Origin of the sequence: Burkholderia sp. 8Y (genome assembly GCF_902506145.1) — a bacterium.
Classification (GTDB): domain Bacteria; phylum Pseudomonadota; class Gammaproteobacteria; order Burkholderiales; family Burkholderiaceae; genus Caballeronia.
This window is the reverse complement of the sequence record NZ_LR733520.1, coordinates 3030760-3050161: the sequence shown is the minus strand read 5'-3', so window position 1 is coordinate 3050161 and position 19402 is coordinate 3030760. Positions and strand designations below refer to the sequence as shown.

Annotated in this window: 21 protein-coding genes; 18 read left to right on the top strand and 3 right to left on the bottom strand. The window is 65.0% G+C overall.

The window, feature by feature from the left end:
* Window positions 1-12 precede the first annotated feature (12 nt).
* From can to GV035_RS24900, 12 genes are all read left to right on the top strand, one after another.
* A complete protein-coding gene (gene can, locus GV035_RS24955) occupies window positions 13-789 on the top strand; it encodes a carbonate dehydratase (protein WP_159837677.1) in 777 nt (258 codons plus the stop codon).
* Window positions 782-1975 carry an acetyl-CoA C-acetyltransferase gene (locus tag GV035_RS24950; protein ID WP_159837675.1) on the top strand — a complete coding sequence of 398 codons (1194 nt, stop codon included), beginning with the start codon at window positions 782-784 and terminating at the stop codon, window positions 1973-1975. Before can ends, GV035_RS24950 begins: the two co-directional genes overlap by 8 nt.
* A gap of 22 nt (window positions 1976-1997) precedes the next feature.
* On the top strand, window positions 1998-2675 hold the full coding sequence (locus GV035_RS24945) for an SDR family oxidoreductase (RefSeq protein WP_159837673.1): 678 nt from the start codon (window positions 1998-2000) through the stop codon (window positions 2673-2675).
* Between the two features lie 28 nt (window positions 2676-2703).
* Window positions 2704-3312 carry a glutathione S-transferase family protein gene (locus tag GV035_RS24940; RefSeq protein ID WP_159837671.1) on the top strand — a complete coding sequence of 203 codons (609 nt, stop codon included), beginning with the start codon at window positions 2704-2706 and terminating at the stop codon, window positions 3310-3312.
* The gene (locus tag GV035_RS24935) at window positions 3309-3728 is read left to right on the top strand and encodes a YchJ family protein (RefSeq protein ID WP_159837669.1); all 420 of its coding nucleotides are present in this window, start codon (window positions 3309-3311) and stop codon (window positions 3726-3728) included. The genes GV035_RS24940 and GV035_RS24935 overlap by 4 nt, the downstream gene beginning before the upstream one ends.
* Before the next feature lie 323 nt (window positions 3729-4051).
* On the top strand, window positions 4052-5296 hold the full coding sequence (locus tag GV035_RS24930; protein ID WP_159837667.1) for a dienelactone hydrolase family protein: 1245 nt from the start codon (window positions 4052-4054) through the stop codon (window positions 5294-5296).
* A gap of 294 nt (window positions 5297-5590) precedes the next feature.
* Window positions 5591-6898, top strand: a complete 1308-nt coding sequence (locus GV035_RS24925; RefSeq protein WP_159837665.1) for an adenosylmethionine--8-amino-7-oxononanoate transaminase — start codon at window positions 5591-5593, stop codon at window positions 6896-6898.
* Window positions 6895-8085, top strand: a complete 1191-nt coding sequence (gene bioF / locus GV035_RS24920; RefSeq protein WP_159837663.1) for an 8-amino-7-oxononanoate synthase — start codon at window positions 6895-6897, stop codon at window positions 8083-8085. Before GV035_RS24925 ends, bioF begins: the two co-directional genes overlap by 4 nt.
* The gene (gene bioD / locus GV035_RS24915; protein ID WP_159837661.1) at window positions 8082-8783 is read left to right on the top strand and encodes a dethiobiotin synthase; all 702 of its coding nucleotides are present in this window, start codon (window positions 8082-8084) and stop codon (window positions 8781-8783) included. The genes bioF and bioD overlap by 4 nt, the downstream gene beginning before the upstream one ends.
* 6 nt (window positions 8784-8789) lie before the next feature.
* A complete protein-coding gene (bioB, locus tag GV035_RS24910; protein ID WP_159837659.1) occupies window positions 8790-9812 on the top strand; it encodes a biotin synthase BioB in 1023 nt (340 codons plus the stop codon).
* 254 nt (window positions 9813-10066) lie between these two features.
* A complete protein-coding gene (locus GV035_RS24905) occupies window positions 10067-10708 on the top strand; it encodes a PAAR domain-containing protein (RefSeq protein ID WP_159837657.1) in 642 nt (213 codons plus the stop codon).
* A 1-nt stretch (window position 10709) separates the two neighbouring features.
* Window positions 10710-11483 carry a peptidoglycan recognition protein family protein gene (locus GV035_RS24900; protein WP_236572715.1) on the top strand — a complete coding sequence of 258 codons (774 nt, stop codon included), beginning with the start codon at window positions 10710-10712 and terminating at the stop codon, window positions 11481-11483.
* Window positions 11484-11871: 388 nt separating this feature from the next.
* On the opposite strand, the gene GV035_RS24890 is transcribed toward GV035_RS24900, so the two are convergent.
* Both GV035_RS24890 and GV035_RS24885 read right to left on the bottom strand, forming a co-directional pair.
* Window positions 11872-12870: a sulfate ABC transporter substrate-binding protein gene (locus tag GV035_RS24890; RefSeq protein ID WP_159837653.1), complete on the bottom strand. Its 999-nt coding sequence runs from the start codon at window positions 12868-12870 to the stop codon at window positions 11872-11874.
* 75 nt (window positions 12871-12945) lie between these two features.
* Window positions 12946-13581 carry an RBBP9/YdeN family alpha/beta hydrolase gene (locus GV035_RS24885; RefSeq protein ID WP_236572783.1) on the bottom strand — a complete coding sequence of 212 codons (636 nt, stop codon included), beginning with the start codon at window positions 13579-13581 and terminating at the stop codon, window positions 12946-12948.
* A gap of 201 nt (window positions 13582-13782) precedes the next feature.
* Between GV035_RS24885 and GV035_RS24880 the strand changes: the two genes are divergently transcribed.
* The 6 genes from GV035_RS24880 to GV035_RS24855 are packed head-to-tail and all read left to right on the top strand — an operon-like array spanning window position 13783 to window position 18199.
* Window positions 13783-14265 (top strand): VOC family protein, encoded by a 483-nt coding sequence (locus GV035_RS24880; protein ID WP_159837651.1) that lies wholly within the window; start codon window positions 13783-13785, stop codon window positions 14263-14265.
* Window positions 14266-14270: 5 nt separating this feature from the next.
* Window positions 14271-15212 (top strand): 2-hydroxyacid dehydrogenase, encoded by a 942-nt coding sequence (locus tag GV035_RS24875; RefSeq protein ID WP_159837649.1) that lies wholly within the window; start codon window positions 14271-14273, stop codon window positions 15210-15212.
* A 29-nt stretch (window positions 15213-15241) separates the two neighbouring features.
* Complete coding sequence (locus GV035_RS24870) at window positions 15242-16162, top strand: hydroxymethylglutaryl-CoA lyase (RefSeq protein ID WP_159837647.1); 921 nt, start codon at window positions 15242-15244, stop codon at window positions 16160-16162.
* 23 nt (window positions 16163-16185) lie between these two features.
* On the top strand, window positions 16186-16698 hold the full coding sequence (locus tag GV035_RS24865) for a YbaK/EbsC family protein (RefSeq protein ID WP_159837645.1): 513 nt from the start codon (window positions 16186-16188) through the stop codon (window positions 16696-16698).
* Between the two features lie 35 nt (window positions 16699-16733).
* Complete coding sequence (locus GV035_RS24860) at window positions 16734-17291, top strand: FAS1-like dehydratase domain-containing protein (RefSeq protein WP_236572713.1); 558 nt, start codon at window positions 16734-16736, stop codon at window positions 17289-17291.
* Window positions 17288-18199, top strand: a complete 912-nt coding sequence (locus GV035_RS24855) for an MBL fold metallo-hydrolase (RefSeq protein WP_159837641.1) — start codon at window positions 17288-17290, stop codon at window positions 18197-18199. Before GV035_RS24860 ends, GV035_RS24855 begins: the two co-directional genes overlap by 4 nt.
* 147 nt (window positions 18200-18346) lie before the next feature.
* Here GV035_RS24855 and GV035_RS24850 read toward each other — a convergent pair whose 3' ends face one another.
* The gene (locus tag GV035_RS24850) at window positions 18347-19234 is read right to left on the bottom strand and encodes an alpha/beta fold hydrolase (protein WP_159837639.1); all 888 of its coding nucleotides are present in this window, start codon (window positions 19232-19234) and stop codon (window positions 18347-18349) included.
* Window positions 19235-19402: the final 168 nt, after the last annotated feature.

Below are 19402 nucleotides of genomic sequence, written 5' to 3'. Positions count from 1 at the left end.
ACGAACACGAACATGACTGACCGAAACAACGAAGCCGCCCATCCCCTCGTCCATTTGTTCGAGAACAATCAGAACTGGGTCACGCGCAAACTCACGGAAGACGCCGGTTTCTTCGAGCGGCTCGCGCATCAGCAAGCGCCGGAGTATCTGTGGATCGGCTGCTCGGATTCGCGCGTGCCCGCGAACCAGATCATCGGCCTGCCGCCGGGCGAAGTGTTCGTGCATCGGAATATCGCGAACGTGGTCGTGCATTCGGACCTCAACTGTCTGTCGGTGATCCAGTTCGCCGTCGATATGCTGAAGGTCAAGCACATCATGGTCGTCGGTCACTACGGCTGCTCGGGCGTGGGCGCGGCGCTCGTCGGGCGGCGCGTGGGTCTCGCGGACAACTGGCTGCGCCATGTCGAGGATGTGCGCGAGAAGCACGCCGCCTTGCTCGACGAATGGCCGATGGGCGAAGCGCGGCATCGCCGGCTCGTCGAGCTCAATACCATCGAGCAGACGCTCAACGTATGCCGGACCACGGTCGTCAACGACGCCTGGTCGCGCGGGCAGGAACTCACCGTGCATGGCTGGACCTACGGCGTTCACGACGGCCGTCTGCGCAACATGGGCATGATGATCCGCGCGCAGGAGCAGGTGGATTCGACGTATCAATCGTGCCTCGCCGCGTTGAAGCGCGACGGCGCGCACGCAGCGGAAAACGACGTGATCGCGTCCGACGCGGCACGCCTCGGCGATGTTCCCGCAATCATCCAGGGCGTCATTCAGGAGCTAAAACATGAGTGAGACACAAGAGAATCCGGTGGTCATCGTTTCGGCCGCGCGCACGCCGATGGCCGCGTTTCAGGGCGATTTCGCCGCGCTGACCGCGCCGCAGCTGGGCGCGGCCGCGATTCGTGCGGCGGTGGAACGCGCGGGCCTCGACCCCGAGCAGATCGACGAAGCCATCATGGGCTGCGTGCTGCCTGCGGGACAGGGGCAGGCGCCTGCGCGACAGGCGGCGCTCGGCGCGGGCCTGCCGCTATCGACCGGCAGCACGACCATCAACAAGATGTGCGGCTCCGGCATGCGCGCCGCGATGTTCGCGCACGACATGCTGCTCGCGGGCTCGGCGAACGTGATCGTCGCGGGCGGCATGGAGAGCATGACGAACGCGCCGTATCTGCTGCCCAAGGCGCGCGGCGGCATGCGCATGGGACACGGGCAAGTGATGGATCACATGTTCCTCGACGGCCTCGAAGACGCCTACGAAAAAGGCCGGCTGATGGGCACGTTCGCGGAGCAATGCGCGTCGTCGTATGCGTTCTCGCGCGAATCGCAGGACGCGTTCGCCGTGGAATCGCTGCGCCGCGCGCAACGCGCGAACGAGAACGGTGCGTTCGCGTGGGAAATCGCGCCGGTCACGGTGCCGGGCAAGAAAGGCGATGCCGTCATCGAGCGCGACGAGCAGCCGTTCAAGGCGAACATCGAGAAGATTCCGTCGTTGAAGCCGGCTTTCGCGAACGACGGCACGGTGACGGCTGCGAATTCGTCGTCGATATCGGATGGCGCGGCCGCGCTCGTGATGATGCGCGAATCGACCGCGAAGCGCCTTGGCGCGACGCCGATTGCGCGTGTCGTCGGGCACAGCACGTTCGCGCAGCAGCCCGCCCTCTTCACGACCGCGCCCGTCGGCGCGATCCGCAAGCTCTTCGAGAAGAACGGCTGGCGCGCGAGCGATGTCGATCTGTACGAGATCAACGAGGCGTTCGCCGTCGTCACGATGGCCGCGATGCGCGAGCACGATCTGCCGCACGACAAGGTCAATGTGAACGGCGGCGCGTGCGCGCTCGGGCATCCGATCGGCGCGTCAGGCGCGCGCATTCTCGTGACGCTGATCGGCGCATTGCGTGCGCGCGGCGGCAAGCGCGGCGTGGCGACGTTGTGCATCGGCGGCGGCGAAGCGACCGCGATGGGTGTGGAACTGGTTTGAAACAGACTAGAAAGGAGCACTGATGAAAACCGCTCTGATTGTCGGCGCATCGCGGGGCATCGGCCACGAATTCGTGCGTCAATATGCGCGCGACGGCTGGCGCGTGCTCGCCACTGCCCGCGATAAAGCCGCGCTCTCCGCGCTCGATGCGCTCGGCGCGCAGACCTTCTCGCTCGATGTCACGCAGCCGGAGCAGATCGCCGCGCTCGCGTGGCAACTCGAGGAAGAGCGGCTGGACGCGGCGATCATCGTGTCTGGCGTCTATGGCCCGCGCACCGAAGGCGTCGATACGATCAGCGCCGAGGACTTCGATGGCGTCATGCACACCAACGTGCGCGGCCCGATGCAACTAATACCGGTGCTGCTGCCGCTCACCGATGCCGCGCATGGCGTGCTCGCCGTCGTATCGAGCAAGATGGGCAGCATCGGCGAGACGAGCGGCACGACCGGCTGGCTGTATCGCGCGAGCAAGGCGGCGCTGAACTCGGCGCTGAAGGTGGCGTCCGTGCAGTCGCGGCATACGGCGTGCCTCGCGCTGCATCCGGGCTGGGTTCGCACGGAGATGGGCGGGCCGTCCGCGGCCATCGACGTGGCGCGCAGCGTCACCGGCATGCGCGCCGTCATCGCACAGGCGCACGCGCTGCGTGACGATTACAACGGCCGCTTCATTCAGTACGACGGCACGCGGCTCGAGTGGTAAGCCGCGCCCTGACAAGGAGCATCTCCAAGTGACTTATCACGTGCATGGCGTGGCATCGTCGGGCAATTGCTACAAGGTGCGGCTCGCGCTCGAACAACTGAACCTGCCGTATATCTGGCACGAAGTGGACATGATGCACGGCGCGACGCGCACCGAAGCCTTCCGCAAGCTGAATGCGAACGGCAAGGTGCCGGTGCTCGTCATCGACGAAAAGACGACGCTCTCCGAATCCGACGCCATTCTCTGCTATCTGGCCGAAGGCTCCGCGCTGCTTCCCGACGATCGCCTCGAACGCGCGCGAGTGCTGCAATGGTTGTTTTTCGAGCAGTACAGCCACGAGCCGAACGTCGCGGTGGCGCGCTTCATCCGTCAGTTTCTCAAACAGCCGGACGATCCGCGCCTGCCCGAGCGGACCGCTGGTTCGTATCGCGCGCTCGACGTGATGGAGCAGCATCTCGCGACGCGCACGTTCTTTGTCGCGGAGCGGTACACGGTGGCGGATATCGCGCTTTACGCCTACACGCATGTGGCGGACGACGCGGGTCTCGATCTGTCGCGCTATCCGGCCATTCGCGCGTGGCTGGACCGCGTGCGCAGCCAGCCGCGCCATGTCGAGATGCCGGGAGTCGACGCATGAAGCCGGTCGAGTGTCCTTGCGGCGGCGCGTCGACCGCCCAGCGCCCGCACGCGCGCGCGCCGCGCTATGACGACTGCTGCGGGCGCTTCATCGACGGTCACTCTTTTCCGGCGAACGCCATGGAACTGATGCGTTCGCGCTACAGCGCCTACGTGCTCGGCGACACGGCCTATCTGCGCGCGACCTGGGACACGAAAACCTGCCCGCCCGATCTCGACGCGTCCGGCGACGGCACGCGCTGGCTCGGCTTGCAGATCAGGCGTCACACGGTCATCGACGGCAATCACGAAGAGGTGGAATTCGTCGCGCGATATAAAGTCGATGGCCGCGCGCATCGGCTGCACGAAGCGAGCCGCTTTACGCGTAATAACGATAACCACTGGATTTATATCGACGGACAAATCGTCGAAAAGTAAATCCTCCCTTAAAACTGCACGGTATTAATTTCCTGAACTTCCCCTTTCAGATTAAACGGTTACGGGGTTTCCTTTATTGTGCAGTGCAATTTTGAACGGGTAATCTGTGTTTGCGTCAGGGCGCTGTCATTCTCGCGCCCGGCCCAATGCGGCAACCCGTTTTTTCCAGTCTGAAGCCATTTGTCATGCCTTTTCGCGGCATGACTCCAAAGCCCGGCACTCGACACTGCTCATCGTCAGCAGCGCGACCGGCTTGTGACTTCAACCGGCGATCCGGGCCCGCGTCATATCAACATATCGATGAGTGCGGTCGGAGTTCACGGATGGCGATCAGAACCTGGTTGGTCGGATGCAGCATGGTGTGCTCGCTCGCGGCGTCGCTTTTCACGTCGGTCGTCCACGCCGAGCCGATCGGCGGCATCCGCCAATCCGAAGGGCTCACGGCACCCGTCTTCAGCCAGATTCCCGACGCGCTCGACGCGCGCCTGCCGGTCGTCGCCAATGGCCTGAACGAAACGGTCATCGAGGTGCCGGAAGACGACATCGCGCTCCAGACCACGGTCTTCAAGCCGGACGGCCCGGGCCCGTTCCCCATGATCGTCTTCAATCACGGCAAGCTGCCCGGCGATTCCCATGCGCAACCGCGCAACCGGCCCGTCGCGCTCGCGCGTGAGTTCGTGCGCCACGGCTATGTCGTGGTGGTGCCGAACCGCCGCGGCTTCGCCGGCTCCGGCGGCGACTACGCCGGCCACGGCTGCGACGTCCAGGCGAACGGCTTCGCGCAGGCACGCGATGTCGCCGCGACCGTCGAGTACATGAGCGCGCAGCCTTACATCGACAAGACGCATATCGTCGTGGCGGGCACGTCGCACGGCGGGCTGACGACCATCGCCTACGGCGCGCGCGATGCGCTGTCCGCGCCGGGCGTGCGCGGTCTCATCAATTTCTCGGGCGGCTTGCGGCAGGACGAGTGCGCGGGCTGGCAGAAAAATCTCGTCGATGCCTTCGGCGCGTATGGCGAAAACGTGCGCCTGCCGTCGCTGTGGCTGTACGGCGATAACGATTCGGTCTGGCAGGGCGATCTGTCGTCGCAGATGTACGCCGCGTTCGTCTCGCACGGCGCGCGGGCGAACATGATCGACTTCGGCGATTACAAGAACGACGCCCACCGGCTCGTCGGCGATCGCGACGGCGTGCAGATCTGGTGGCCGCGCGTCAAGGCGTTTCTCGCGCGAGTCGGCATGCCGACCAGCGTGCAATATCAGGTCGCCGAGCCGCACGCGCCGAACGCCACGGATTTCGCGAGCCTCGACGCCGTGCAATCCGTCCCCTTCGTCGATGAAAACGGCCGCGCCGGGTATCGCAATTTTCTGAGCCAGTATTCGAGCCGCGCGTTCGCGGTGTCCGATTCCGGCGCGTGGTCGTGGGCCGAGGGCGGCGACGATCCGATGGCCGTCGCGATTGCAGGCTGCCAGAAGCAGAGCAGCGACCCGTGCAGGCTCTACGCGGTCGATAACGCGGTCGTCTGGAAGAACAACAGCGCCGATACGCAGACGGCCTCGCGCTGAGCGCGCGCACTTCACGCTGTCTGACGACGCCGGCCGCTGCGCCGGCGTTTTCGCATCTTGCGGCGGCGATCGTAAGACTACGCGTCGCGTTCGGCGAAGTTGCGCGCCAAAGCGCGTTTTCGCACTTCGGATGCGCGCGGCTGCATCGTCCGAAACACGGGCGAAAAGCGAAGGCGGCGCGCATTTTCGGGATAATTGGAGCGCGCGAAAGTCTCGCGCAGTTCCTTCGAAAAGCGCAGGCCGCCGCGCCTGCCCGATGTACCGGTTCGCGTTCGCGCGGGCCTGGGAGCCGTTTTGAACACAGAAGCCAATCAAGACTGGGTCGCGCGTTCGCTCGCCGCCGTGTGGCACCCGTGTACCCAGATGAAGCACCACGAGCGCATGCCGCTCGTGCCGATCGCACGCGGCCAGGGCGCGTGGCTCTACGATCCGGCGGGCAACCGCTATCTCGACGCCATCAGTTCGTGGTGGGTCAATCTGTTCGGCCACGCGAATCCCGACATCAACCGCGCGCTCAAGGACCAGCTCGACACGCTCGAACACGCGATGCTCGCGGGCTGCACGCACGCGAGCGCCGTCGAACTGGCGGAGCGTCTTTCCGCGCTTACGCAAGAGACGCTCGGCCACGCGTTCTTCGCCTCGGATGGCGCATCGGCGGTTGAAATCGCACTGAAGATGAGCTTTCACTTCTGGCGCAATCGCGGCCAAACGGAGAAGCGCGAGTTCGTCTGTCTCGCGAACAGCTATCACGGCGAGACCATCGGCGCGCTCGGCGTGACGGACGTCGCGCTCTTCAAGGACGCGTACGATCCGCTGATCCGCCACGCGCACGTGGTTGCATCGCCGGCTGTGGCGGGCGCGGACGAAGCGATCGACGCGATGCGCGCGCTCTTCGCCGAACGCGCGACGCATCTTGCCGCCGTGATCGTCGAGCCGCTCGTGCAGTGCGCGGCCGGCATGGCGATGTACGACGCGTCGTACCTCACGCGCCTGCGCGCGCTCTGCAACGAGTTCGGCGTGCATCTGATCGCCGATGAAATCGCGGTCGGCTGCGGGCGCACCGGCACCTTCTTCGCGTGCGAGCAGGCGGGCATATGGCCCGACTTCGTGTGCCTGTCGAAGGGCATCAGCGGCGGCTATCTTCCGCTTTCGATCGTGCTCACGCGCGACGACATCTACGCCGCCTTCTACGACGACGACATCACGCGAGGCTTTCTGCATTCGCATTCGTACACGGGCAATCCGCTCGCGTGCCGCGCGGCGCTCGCGACGCTCGACTTGTTCGAAACCGCAAATGTGCTCGCCGAAAACCGGCGCAAGTCGGCGCTGCTTCGCGAAGCGTTGCAACCGCTCGCGAAGCACGCGCGCACGCGCAACTTCCGCGAGCGCGGCACGATCTTCGCGTTCGATGTCGATACGGAAGACCGCGCGTTCTCGCGCCGCTTCTTCGGCAATGCGTTGCAGCGCGAACTGCTGATGCGTCCCATCGGCAAGACGGTGTACATGATGCCGCCGTACATCCTCTCCGACGACGAACTTACGCTGCTCGCGCAGCGCACGCTGGATACGCTCGACGCCACGCTTGCGGAGTGCGCCGCATGAACGACACCACGCAGGCGCTCTACGACGCGCTGAACCAGGGTCTCGCCGATATCGACGCGCGCGGACTGCGCCGCCGCCGCAGAATCATCGACGGCGCGAATTCGGCGCATATGACCGTCGATGGCCGCGCGATGATCGGCTTCGCGAGCAACGACTATCTCGGCCTCGCCGCGCACGAAGCCATTCGCGCGGCGCTCGCCGACGGCGCGTCGCGCTACGGCGCGGGCAGCGGCGGTTCGCATCTGCTCGGCGGGCATTCGCGCGCCCATGCGCAACTCGAAGACGAGCTCGCCGCGTTCTCGGGCGGCTTCGTCGACGATCCGCGCGCGCTCTACTTCAGCACCGGCTACATGGCGAATCTCGCCGTGCTCACGACGCTGGCGGGGCGCGGCACGCTCGTCTTCTCGGACGCGCTGAATCACGCGTCGCTGATCGACGGCGTGCGGCTTTCGCGCGCGCAAACGCAGATTTATCCTCATGCGGACATGGACGCGCTCGACGCCATGCTCGACGCCTCGCGCGACGAGACCGCGACGAAACTCATCGTCACCGATACCGTCTTCAGCATGGACGGCGACATTGCGCCGCTCGCGCGTCTCGTCGAACTGGCGGAAAAGTACGGCGCGTGGCTCGTCGTCGACGACGCGCACGGCTTCGGCGTGCTCGGCCCGCAAGGGCGCGGCGCGCTCGCGCACTTCGCGCTGCGCTCGCCGCATCTCGTCTATGTCGGCACGCTCGGCAAGGCGGCGGGCGTGGCGGGCGCGTTCGTCGCGGCTCACGCAACCGTGATCGAATGGCTCGTGCAGCGCGCGCGTCCGTATATCTTCACGACGGCTGCGCCGCCTGCGGTCGCTCATGCGGTATCGGCGAGCATCGAAATCATTGCCGGCGATGAAGGCGACACGCGACGCGCGCATCTCGCTTCCTTGATCGACACCACGCGCGCCATGTTGAAGCGCACGCGCTGGCTTCCGGTGGATTCGAAGACTGCAGTGCAGCCGCTCGTGATCGGCGGCAACGACGAAACGCTTGCCATCGCCGCCGCGCTCGACGCGCACGGCCTCTGGGTGCCCGCGATTCGCCCGCCGACGGTTCCGTCCGGCACGTCGCGCCTGCGGATTTCGCTCTCCGCCGCGCATAGCCGCGAAGACCTCGACCGTCTCGACCACGCCTTGAACACGCTATGACCGCTTTATCCCTTTTCGTCGCCGGGACCGATACGGAGATCGGCAAGACGTTCGTCTCCTGCGCGCTGCTTCACGGCTTCGCGCGCGCTGGGCTTCGCGCCGCCGCGATGAAGCCGATCGCCTCGGGCGCCGTCATGCGCGACGGCGTGCTGCACAACGAAGACGCCGATCGACTGGACGCCGCCGCGACTGTCGCGCTGCCCCCCGACATGCGTACGCCGTTCATGATGCGCGAGCCGATCGCGCCGCATATCGCGGCGACGCGCGAAGGCATCGCGCTGGATATCGGGCGCATCGTGGACGCGCATCGCGCGGCTTCGGCGCTCGCGGATATCGTCGTGGTGGAAGGCGTCGGCGGCTTTCGCGTACCGCTCGACGAGACGCACGACACCGCCGATCTCGCCGTCGCGCTGAACGTGCCGGTGGTGCTCGTCGTCGGCATGCGGCTCGGCTGCATCAGCCATGCGCTTTTGACTGCCGAAGCGATCGCCTCGCGCGGGCTGACGCTCGCGGGCTGGGTCGCCAATCGCGTCGATCCGAACATGCTGTATCCCGAAGAAAACATCGCCACGCTCAAGCAACGCATCGCCGCGCCGCTTCTCGGCGTGATTCCGCATCTCAGCTCGCGCGATGCGGCGCGCGCCGCGGATCATCTCGATGCGCGCGCCCTGCTCGACACGCTTCATCTCAAGGACTGAACTCACATGACGCAGACTCTTACTGCCGACAACGCTCAATCAAAAGCACAACCGCAAGCGCCCGCGCGCTGGCGCGTCGCCGATGTCGTCGCGCTTTACGAATTGCCGTTCAACGACCTGCTGTATCGCGCGCAGACGGTGCATCGCGAGCATTTCGATCCGAACGCCGTGCAGCTTTCCACGCTGTTGTCGATCAAGACCGGCGGCTGCGAGGAAGATTGCGCGTACTGCCCGCAGTCCGTGCATCACGAAACGGGCGTGAAGGCCGACAAGCTGATGGAAGTCGATGCCGTGCTGAAGGCCGCCGAAACCGCGAAGGCCAACGGCGCGACGCGCTTTTGCATGGGCGCGGCGTGGCGCAATCCGAAGGACCGTCATCTGGAGCCGATCAAGGACATGATTCGCGGCGTGAAGGCGATGGGCCTCGAAACGTGCGTGACGCTCGGCATGCTGGAGTCGCATCAGGCGCAGGCGTTGCGCGATGCCGGCCTCGATTACTACAACCACAACCTCGACACGTCGCCCGAGTTCTACGGCCAGATCATTTCGACGCGCACCTATCAGGATCGCCTCGATACGCTCGATCACGTGCGGGATGCGGGCATCAACGTGTGCTGCGGCGGGATCGTCGGCATGGGCGAATCGCGGCGAGAGCGCGCGGGTTTGATTTCGCAGCTCGCGAACATGGAGCCGTATCCGGAGTCGGTGCCGATCAACAATCTCGTGCAAGTGGCGGGCACGCCGCTGACGGGCACCGAGGCGCTCGATCCGTTCGAGTTCGTGCGGACGATCGCGGTGGCGCGCATCACGATGCCGAAGGCGATGGTGCGCCTGTCGGCTGGTCGCGAGCAGATGGACGAGGCGTTGCAGGCGCTGTGTTTTGCTGCGGGCGCGAATTCGATCTTCTACGGCGATCAACTGCTGACGACGAGTAATCCGCAGGCGGAAGCGGACCGGAAGCTCATCGAGCGGCTGGGGATGCGGGCGGAAGCAGCGCAGGATACGGCGGCGCGCCACTGCGCGGATTGAGGTCGGGCGGCGGGGCTTGCGAGGGGGTCGCGAGCCCTGCTGGCCTCACTTCCCATCCGTTAACACCTGATCGAACGTTGCTCCATCGGCGAAATGCTGCCGCTTTCAACGGTGCCGGCCGTCGAGACTTCGCAATCTCGTCATAGTTTGACGTTTTCGGCACTCCTCAGCTGACCGTCCCTTGCGGCTTTTCGCTGCTCTCGTATCCTGTTGACTCCTTTCGAGACGCGTGAGCGTTCAGCAGCGGGATAGCGATGCATGCCGGTCATCAAGTACAACGAATCAATCTTCAGGATTTTCTCATGATGCGCCGAATGGCAGTTGTCGGCGACAAGTTGAGTAACGGCGGTGAGGTCTCTTACTGCAAAGGGCCGTTTTTCACACTAGGCAATGCTGGACAACAAGCTGCACTCATTAATGGCCCTGTCTACTGTCCGGTCTGTCGGACCACAGGCTACATCGCGAGGGATGGAGGTCCGCGCCGCATGACCATTGGCGGGAGCGAGATAGCTCTCGACGCTGATGTAGTCGTCTGCGACTGTCCGGAGTATCCGCGGATAGTCGCGCGGCTGGCAGGAGAAGCGTGGTATGACGACCTCGCGGAAAAGCTTGGCGTCATTGGCGCTACGACGATCGCGGAAGTCTCAGCGCAGTCCGCTACACGCCAGAGAGAGCAAACCGGTCAATGCGTAGCCTGGTTCTGCATGCGAGACAGTGCAACCGGCCTTCCTTTGCGAGATCAAGATGTCATCGCCGTTGTGTCGGGCGTCCATCGATCATGCAGAACGGATGCGAACGGTTATGCGAAGGTCGAAACCGAGGGTACGCAACTCATTGAAATACACACCGTGTTTTCATCGCCCAAGCGCAATCTGATTCCGGTGAACGGAGACTGAGTTGACATTTGATTACGGCATCCGCCATTGGACTAGGGCGCACTCTGCGGCGGGCAACACCCGTGACACGGCCACTGCCATTTCGGTCAATAACCAGGGCGCGACTCGGCAAGCAATCATCAACGCGCTCGCCCGAAGCGGCTACCCGTTGGTCGAGCGTTCGGCATGGCACGCTAAACCGCCGAGAGGAGTGTTGCGCGAGAGTCATTGGGACTATCACGACGTCGTCCTGCATCACGCGGGCCGCAGTTACTCGTGCGGTTCGCCTTCCATTCAGGAGATGCAACGCTTACAGGCAGAGGACATGGGACGAATCCCGCCGTTCAACGACGCAGGGTATCACTATGCCATCTCCTGTCAGGGCGAAATTTACGAGGCCCGAGACGTGAGGTTCACGGGGGAACACGTTGCTGGCGATAACACCGGGAAACTAGGAATCGTTCTTCTTGCCGATCTCGTACAGGCAGGCGAGGCATACGAACAGGAATACAGTCGCTTGTCACTTTTGAACAAGCTAATAAATATCGGCGGGATCGTCACCGATCGAGCCGTATTTTGGCACGACGAGCCAACAGGGCCTCAGATCGGCGCGTGCCGCGCGTTGTGTCGCGTGCTCATGGACTTTTTCAATATCGCGCGGTTGGGCGGGCATCGAGAGTATCAACAGCTTGCAACGCATAAAGGACGAGCGTGCCCAGGCAATCTGGGAATGGATGTGGTCAAGCGGCTACGCTCGGAATTATCGCTATCCGCGCCGCGAGCGAACGGGTCATGAAGAAAAGAAGAGTGGCAGCCGTGCTGCTGGGCGCCGCGGCATTGCTATCAGTCTGGTTTTATTTGGGTGTGGGCTACTACCATTCGTCAATCGACCACGAGGAACACGCCGTCTACTTCATCAAGAAGGGTCTCACGCACAAGAGAGAGTTCATCAACCCTTTCGCGAATGAAGGTGATCCGTTGCCCATCACTGAGTTATCGCCTGAAGTTCGAAGCGATCTCCTTGTCTACTGCAAGTATGCTTATGGGATAGACCACCACGACGATAGGTCGCTTGAGGACTGCAGAGCTCGAAGCATTCGAGACGTCCAATGAGCGAGGCGCGATTCGGTCGCGGGCGGTGAGGGAAGTCAGCCGTTGCATCGATTCCCGACCGCCCGCCAGCCTCACTTCCTCTCGGCGACCACCTGATCAAACGTCCCCCCATCGGCGAAATGCGCCTGCTGCGCCTTCTGCCAGCTCCCGAACACCTGCTCCACCGTAAACGTCTTCAGCGGCTTGAACTCGCTCGCATGCTTCGCGAGCACGTCCGCGTTGCGCGGCCGCAAGTGATGCTGCGCGATGATTTCCTGCGCCTGCGGGCCGTACAGAAAGTCGAGGTACGCCTGCGCTTCCTTGCGCGTGCCGCGCTTGTCCACCACCTTGTCGACGATCGAAACCGGCGGCTCCGCCAGCAAGCTCGACGACGGATACACCGCGTCGAAGTCCTTCGCGCCCGCGCCCGTTCCGATCAAACTCACTTCGTTCTCGAACGTGACGAGCACATCGCCGATGCCGCGCTGCGTAAACGTCGTCGTCGCCCCGCGCCCGCCCGTGTCGAGCACCGGCACGTTCGCGAAGATCGCTTTCTCGAAGTCCTGCGCCTGCGCGTCGCTCGCGCCCTGCTGCTTCTTGTAGCCCCACGCCGCAAGATACGTGTAACGGCCGTTACCCGATGTCTTCGGATTCGCGATGACAACCTGCACGCCGGGCCGCGCGAGATCGCTCCAATCCTTGATGTGCTTCGGGTTGCCGTGGCGCACGAGGAACACCATCGTCGTCGTGTACGGCGCGCTGCCGTTCGGCAGGCGCGTGCGCCAGTTCGCCGGCACGAGTTGTCCGCGCTCGGCGAGCAGGTCGATGTCGTTCGGCTGGTTCATCGTCGCGACATCCGCCTGCAAGCCCTGCATCACCGATAACGCCTGCGCGCTCGACGCGCCATGCGACTGCCTCACCGACACCGTCTCGCCCGTGCGCTTCTTGTAGTCCGCGACGAACGCCGCGTCGATGTCCTTGTACAGCTCGCGCGTGACGTCGTAAGAGACGTTGAGCAGCGTGGTGTCCGCGTGCGCGGCGGAAGCCGCCATGATCCATGCCGCGAGCCCGACTTGCCTGAATGCCGCCATGAGACTCCCTGGAATATAAAAGCGAAAGGCCGCGCGCAGGCGGCCATCCATGTTATGGAATGCGCGGCGCAGCCATCAGCCATACGCGTGTTCGCGCGGCGACCGCTCCCGCGCGCCGTTCGGCTCGGACGGCTCGGACGGCTCGGACGGCGCGGGCGGGGCGTAGTGCGCGAGCGTATCGACGAGATACTTCGCGTGCGGCCACGGACCGAAGCCGGCCGCCGTGTTGATGTGGCCGGCATCGCCGAAATTCACGAACGCGCTGCCCAGATGCTGCGCGAGATCGCGCGCGCGGTCGATGGGCATCCACGGGTCCGTCTGGCTGCCGACGAGAATCGACGGCACGGACAGACGTTCCGCTTCGAAGCGCCCCGCGAGACGGAACTTGTCCGGGCTCGCCGGGGCGACCAACAGCACGCCCGTCACGCGCGTGAGCGCACGGCTGCGCGCGCGCCTGAACGCATGCGCAACCGCGAGACAGCCGAAGCTGTGCGCGGCGAGCACCGCGGGCCGCCGCAAGGCGTCGAGCCGCGCTTCGACGGCGCTCGCCCATTCATCGAGATGCGGCGCATCCCAGTCGGCCTGCTCGACCCGCGACGCCTCCACGTATTGCCGTTCCAGCCAGCTCTGCCAGTGCGCGCCTTCGCTGCCGTGCAGTCCCGGCACGGTCACGAGCACGGGCCGGCGGAAGGGTTCGTCGTTCATGTTCATGCGTGCCTCGGCTGCGTTCGATTCATGCGTCATTCTCGCGTGATGCAGCGCCGCCGCGAACGATTCAATCGTCATTTGGATATTCGAAGCCGCGCGCCGAGCCCGCCGTCACCGTAAAATGGTCCGAATCGCAACATCGTCGCCATAACGTCGCCATAACGTCGCCACAACGCCGCCACAACGCCCCAACACGGAGGCCGCATGTCCGATCTACCCGATGAATCCGCCGGCCGCTTCGAGCACGCGGACCATTCCAGGACGCAACGCACGCTCCAGCCGTTTCACCTGGCCTTTCCCGTCACCAGTCTCGAGGACGCGCGCGCGTTCTACGGGGAGTTGCTCGGCTGTCCGGAAGGCCGCAGTTCGCCCGACTGGGTCGATTTCAATTTCTTCGGGCATCAGCTGGTCGCGCATCTCTCGCCGGACGAAGCGCGTCCCGCCGCGAAGAACGCCGTCGATGGCGACGCCGTGCCGGTGCGCCACTTCGGCGTCGTGCTTTCGATGGGCGACTGGCACGCGCTCGCCGAACGGCTGAAGGGCGTGGGGACGACGTTCATCATCGAGCCGCATATCCGCTTCAAGGGCGAAGTCGGCGAGCAGGCGACGATGTTTTTCCTCGACCCCTGCGGCAACGCGCTCGAATTCAAGGCGTTCAACGACATCGGCCAGTTGTTCGCCAAATGAGCCGCATGAAGATCGTCTTCTACGAGCAGAACACGGATATCGACGCGTGGCTGCGGGATTTCGCCCGCGAACTGCCGGAAGCCGACGTGCGCGTCTGGGAACCCGGCGACACCGCGCCCGCCGATTACGCCGTCGTCTGGCGCGCGCCGCGCGAATTGTTCGCGAACCGGCCGGACTTGAAGGCCGTATTCAATCTCGGCGCGGGCGTCGATGCCATTCTCGACGTCGAGCGCAAGGAGCCCGGCACGCTGCCGCCCAACGCCATGCTCGTGCGTCTGGAAGACACCGGCATGGCGCAGCAGATGGTCGAGTACGCGAGCCATGCGGTGCTGCGCTTCATGCGCCGCTTCGACGAATACGAAGCCCTGCAACGCGAAGGCCGCTGGCAGAAGCTGCCGCAGCACGCGCGCAAGACCTTCACGGTCGGCGTGCTGGGGCTGGGCGTGCTCGGCGCGGAAGTGGCGCGTTCGCTGGTCGCGCTCGGCGTGCCGGTGCGCGGCTACAGCCGCACGCCGAAGGACATCGAAGGCGTCGCGGTCCATGCCGGCCCCGAGCAGTTCGATGCGTTCCTCGGCGGCGTGAAGGTGCTCATCAATCTGCTGCCGCACACGCCGGATACCGAAGGTATCCTGAACGCCCGCGCATTCGGCAGGCTCGCTCGCGGCGCGTATCTCGTGAACGTGGCGCGCGGCCCGCATCTCGTCGATGCCGACCTGCTCGCCGCGCTCGACAGCGGACAACTCGCCCGCGCGATGCTCGACGTGTTCCATACCGAGCCGCTGCCGGCCGATCATCCGTTCTGGCGGCACCCGCGCATCAGCGTCACGCCGCATATCTCGGCGGAAACGCTGCGTGAGGAAAGCGTCGTGCAGATCGCGGCGAAGATCAAGGCGCTCGCGCGCGGCGAAGCGATCAGCGGCATCGTGGATTTCAAGCGCGGTTATTGAATCGCGCGGGGTTTATAAAGGAGACAGCCATGCTTCCGGCCAAAGTGAAAATCGTCGAAGTCGCGCCGCGCGACGGCCTGCAAAACGAGAAGGAATTCGTCGCCACCGAGACGAAGATCGAACTCGTGAACCGGCTCGCGCGCGCGGGCATCGTGAATGTCGAGGCGACGTCGTTCGTCTCCGCGAAATGGGTGCCGCAAATGGCCGACGCCGCCGCGCTGATGGCGGGCATCGAGCGCCGGCCGGGCACGATCTACTCGGTGCTCACGCCGAACATGCGCGGCTACGAAGGCGCGCTGGAAGCCAAAGCCGACGAAGTCGTGATCTTCGGCGCGGCAAGCGAGGCGTTCTCGCAGAAAAACATTAATTGCAGTATCGCGGAGAGCATCGCGCGTTTCGAGCCGGTCGCGAAGGCCGCGAAAGAAGCCGGAATGCGGCTGCGCGCCAGCATTTCGTGCGCGCTCGGCTGTCCGTATCAGGGCGAAGTCAGCGTGGCGTCCGTGGTGGACGTGGTCGAGCGGATGAAGGCGCTCGGCTGCGACGAAATCGATATCGCGGATACCATCGGCGTCGGCACGCCTGAGCGCACGCGCGAAGTCGTCGCGGCGGCATCGAAGGTGTTCCCGCGCGAGCGTCTGTCCGGGCACTTTCACGATACCTACGGCCAGGCCATCGGCAACATCTATGCGGCGCTGCTCGAAGGCATCGAGATTTTTCATGCGTCGGTGGCGGGGCTCGGCGGCTGTCCGTACGCGAAGGGCGCGACCGGCAACGTGGCGACCGAGGACGTCGTGTATCTGATGAACGGACTCGGCATCGAGACGGGCGTGGATCTGGATCAACTCGTCGAAACCGGCGACTTCATCTCGCGCGCAATCGGCAAGCCGAGCGCCTCGCGCGCGGGCCGCGCGTTGCTCGCGAAGAAGAAGACCGGCGAAGTCTGCGTCTGAGCAGTGTCTTGAAGAGGAACGCCATGATCGAACCCACCCCTATCGAAGCTCTGCCCGATTCCGCGCGCCGCGTCGCGCGGCTGTTGCAGGAACGCGGTCATCCGCATCCCGTCGTGATGCTGCCCGAGACCGGGAAGACGTCGGCGGAAGCGGCGGCCGGGCTCGGCTGCTCGGTTGCGCAAATCGCGAAGTCGATTCTTTTCCGCCGCCGCGAAGACGATGCGCCCGTGCTCGTGATCGCGAGCGGCGCGAATCGCGTGGACGAAGCGAAAGTCGCGGCGCGCGTCGGCGCACTTGGCCGCGCCGATGCGAAGTTCGTGCGTGAAAACACCGGCTACGCGATCGGCGGCGTGTGCCCGATCGGGCATGCCGTCGAGCCGGTCACGCTGATCGACGAAGACCTGCTCGCGCTCGACAGCCTGTGGGCCGCAGCCGGGCATCCGCATGCGGTCTTCAATCTGTCGCCGCAGGAGTTGATCGATCTGACGGGCGCGCCTGTTGTCAATGTCGCGCTGCGCGAGACGGCCGCGCAATGAACGGCGCGCCCTCGCCGTGCGTCGATATCTGCCGCATGAACCCGCAAACGAACTTCTGCGACGGCTGCTTTCGCACTCTCGACGAAATCGCCGCGTGGAGCGCGTATGACGACGCCGCGAAGCGCAGCGTGCTCGCGCGCGTCGCGAGCCGCCGGCAAGGGGCGCGCGTCGTGATGCTCGGCGAATCGTTCGAGGCGACGCTCCCGCTGCCGGCCGATTCCATTCGCCGGTTCGCGACGCTCGTCAACGACACGAACCCGCTGCATTACGACGAGGCCTACGCCCGCGCGAGCCGCTTCGGCGCGCTGATCGCGTCCGGCACGCAGCCGACCGCGCATCTCATGGCGATGATCGCCGACCACTTCGCGCGATACGCGCAGCCGCTCGGCCTCGAATTCGGCATCAAGCTGACGCGCGCCGTGAAAGCCGGCGACGTGCTCACGATGCGCTGGCAAGTCGTCGAGGCGAAGTGGAAAGCGAGCCTCGGCGGCGATCTCGCGAAGCTCGAAGGCGGCGCCCACAATCAACTCGGCGAAACCGTGATGAAGGCAACGGCGACCATCGTCGTCATGCCGAAGGAGACCGCGCCGTGAACGCGCTACCCGACTCCATGACCGTCTTCGAGCGCGGCTGGCTCTCGTCCAACAATGTGCTCTTCGAGAGCGACGGAGGCACGGCGCTCGTCGATACGGGCTACGTCTCCCACGCGACGCAAACGTTGTCGCTCGTCCGGCAGAAACTCGGCGCGCGCAAGCTCGATCTGATCGTCAACACGCATCTGCACTCGGATCACTGCGGCGGCAACGCGCTGCTCCAGCAAACATATGCGTGCGACACGTTGATTCCCGCCGGCGACGCCGACGCCGTGCGCGAATGGGACGAGCACGCGCTCACATTCAACGCCACCGGCCAGAGTTGCGACCGCTTCGGCTTCACGGGCACCATCGCAAGCGGCGCGACGCTCGCGCTCGGCGGGCTGTCGTGGTCCGTGCTGGGTGCGCCGGGGCATCACCCGCATTCGCTGATGCTCTATTGCGCCGACGCCCGCATACTCATCAGCGCGGACGCGCTGTGGGAGAACGGCTTCGGCGTGATCTTTCCGGAAGTGGAAGGCGCGAGCGGTTTCGCCGAAGAACGCGCGGTGCTCGATCTCATCGCGCGGCTCGACGTTCGTCTCGTGATTCCCGGCCACGGCGCGCCGTTCACGGACGTGGCGCGCGCACTGGATGCCGCGTCGTCGCGGCTCGACTACTTGCAGGCCGACCCCGCCCGCAATGCGAAGAACGCGCTGAAGGTGCTGATCGTGTTCAAGCTGATGGAAGTGCGCGCAATGAGCTTCGACGCCCTCTTCGCGACGACCGCGACCGCCCGCGTCATGCGCGCCGCCGCCCATACACTCGCCGCGCCGGGCGAGCGCCGCGCGTTGCTGGAGAAAATCGTCGGGGAACTGGCGCAGGCGGGCGCAGTGAAGGTGGACGCGGGCGTCGTTGCTCTCGCCTGAATGACGGGGATCGCGAGACCAAAAAGAAAGCCGCTTGTCAGCTACGGCAAGCGGCGAACATAGACGTGATCAACGTCGAGTCGATCGTAACCCGACGATATACCCCGTGCATCGGTGCTTTCCCTACAGATGGATGACGCCGGCTCGTCATGCCTGTGCGTCGAAGAACGCGAGCATCTCGTCGATCAACAGGTCCGGCTGTTCCTCGGGAATGTAGTGCCCGCACGGCAGCGCGCGGCCGCTGACGTCCCGTGCGACTCGCCGCCATTCGCCGAGCGCGTCGAAGCATTGCGCAATCACGCCCGCTTCGCCCCACAGCACGCGCAGCGGACACGCGATCTTCAGCCCGCGTTCGAGGTCCGCGCGATCGTGCTCCAGGTCGATGCTCGCCGACGCGCGATAGTCCTCGCACATCGCGTAGACCGCGCCCGGCTGCGCGAGCGCATCGCGGTACGCCTGCAACGCGTGCGGCGCGAAGGGCGCGAGTCCCGCGTGACGATTGCCCATCACCCGGTCGATATACGCGTCCGGATTGCCGCCGATCAGCAGTTCCGGCAGCGGCGACGGCTGGATCAGCAGGAACCAGTGGAAATACGCGGTCGCGAATTCGCGGTTCGTCGCTTCGTACATGGCGAGCGTCGGGGCGATGTCGAGCAGCATCAGCCGATCGACGGCGTCAGGGAAGTCCATCGCCATGCGATGCGCGACGCGCGCGCCGCGATCGTGCGCGCAGACGAGAAAGTGCTCGAAGCCGAAGTGCCGCATCACGGCGACCTGATCGGCGGCCATCGCGCGCTTCGAATAGGGCGTGTGCGCGTCGTCGCTTTCGGGCTTCGCCGACGCGCCATAGCCGCGCAGATCCGTTGCGATGACCGTGAAGTGGCGCGCGAGAACGTCGGCGCACTTGTGCCAGATTTCGTGCGTCTGCGGATGGCCGTGCAGCAGCAGGAGCGGCGGGCCGCCGCCGCCCTTCACGCCTGCAATCGCGACGCCCGCGGCGTCGACAAGGAACGGCTCGAAGGCTGCGAAAGACATGATGCGTTCTTGTTGTCGCTGTGCGAGTCATTGTAGGCGTGGCGCTGCGAATGCTCACTCGCGGAACGCCGGAAATGCCCGAAAACCGAGGATTCACTCGGATTTGGCCGCCTCGCAGCAGCCCCGCCATGCCTATAATCGAACGATCGTTCCAATGCATCGCTTCGG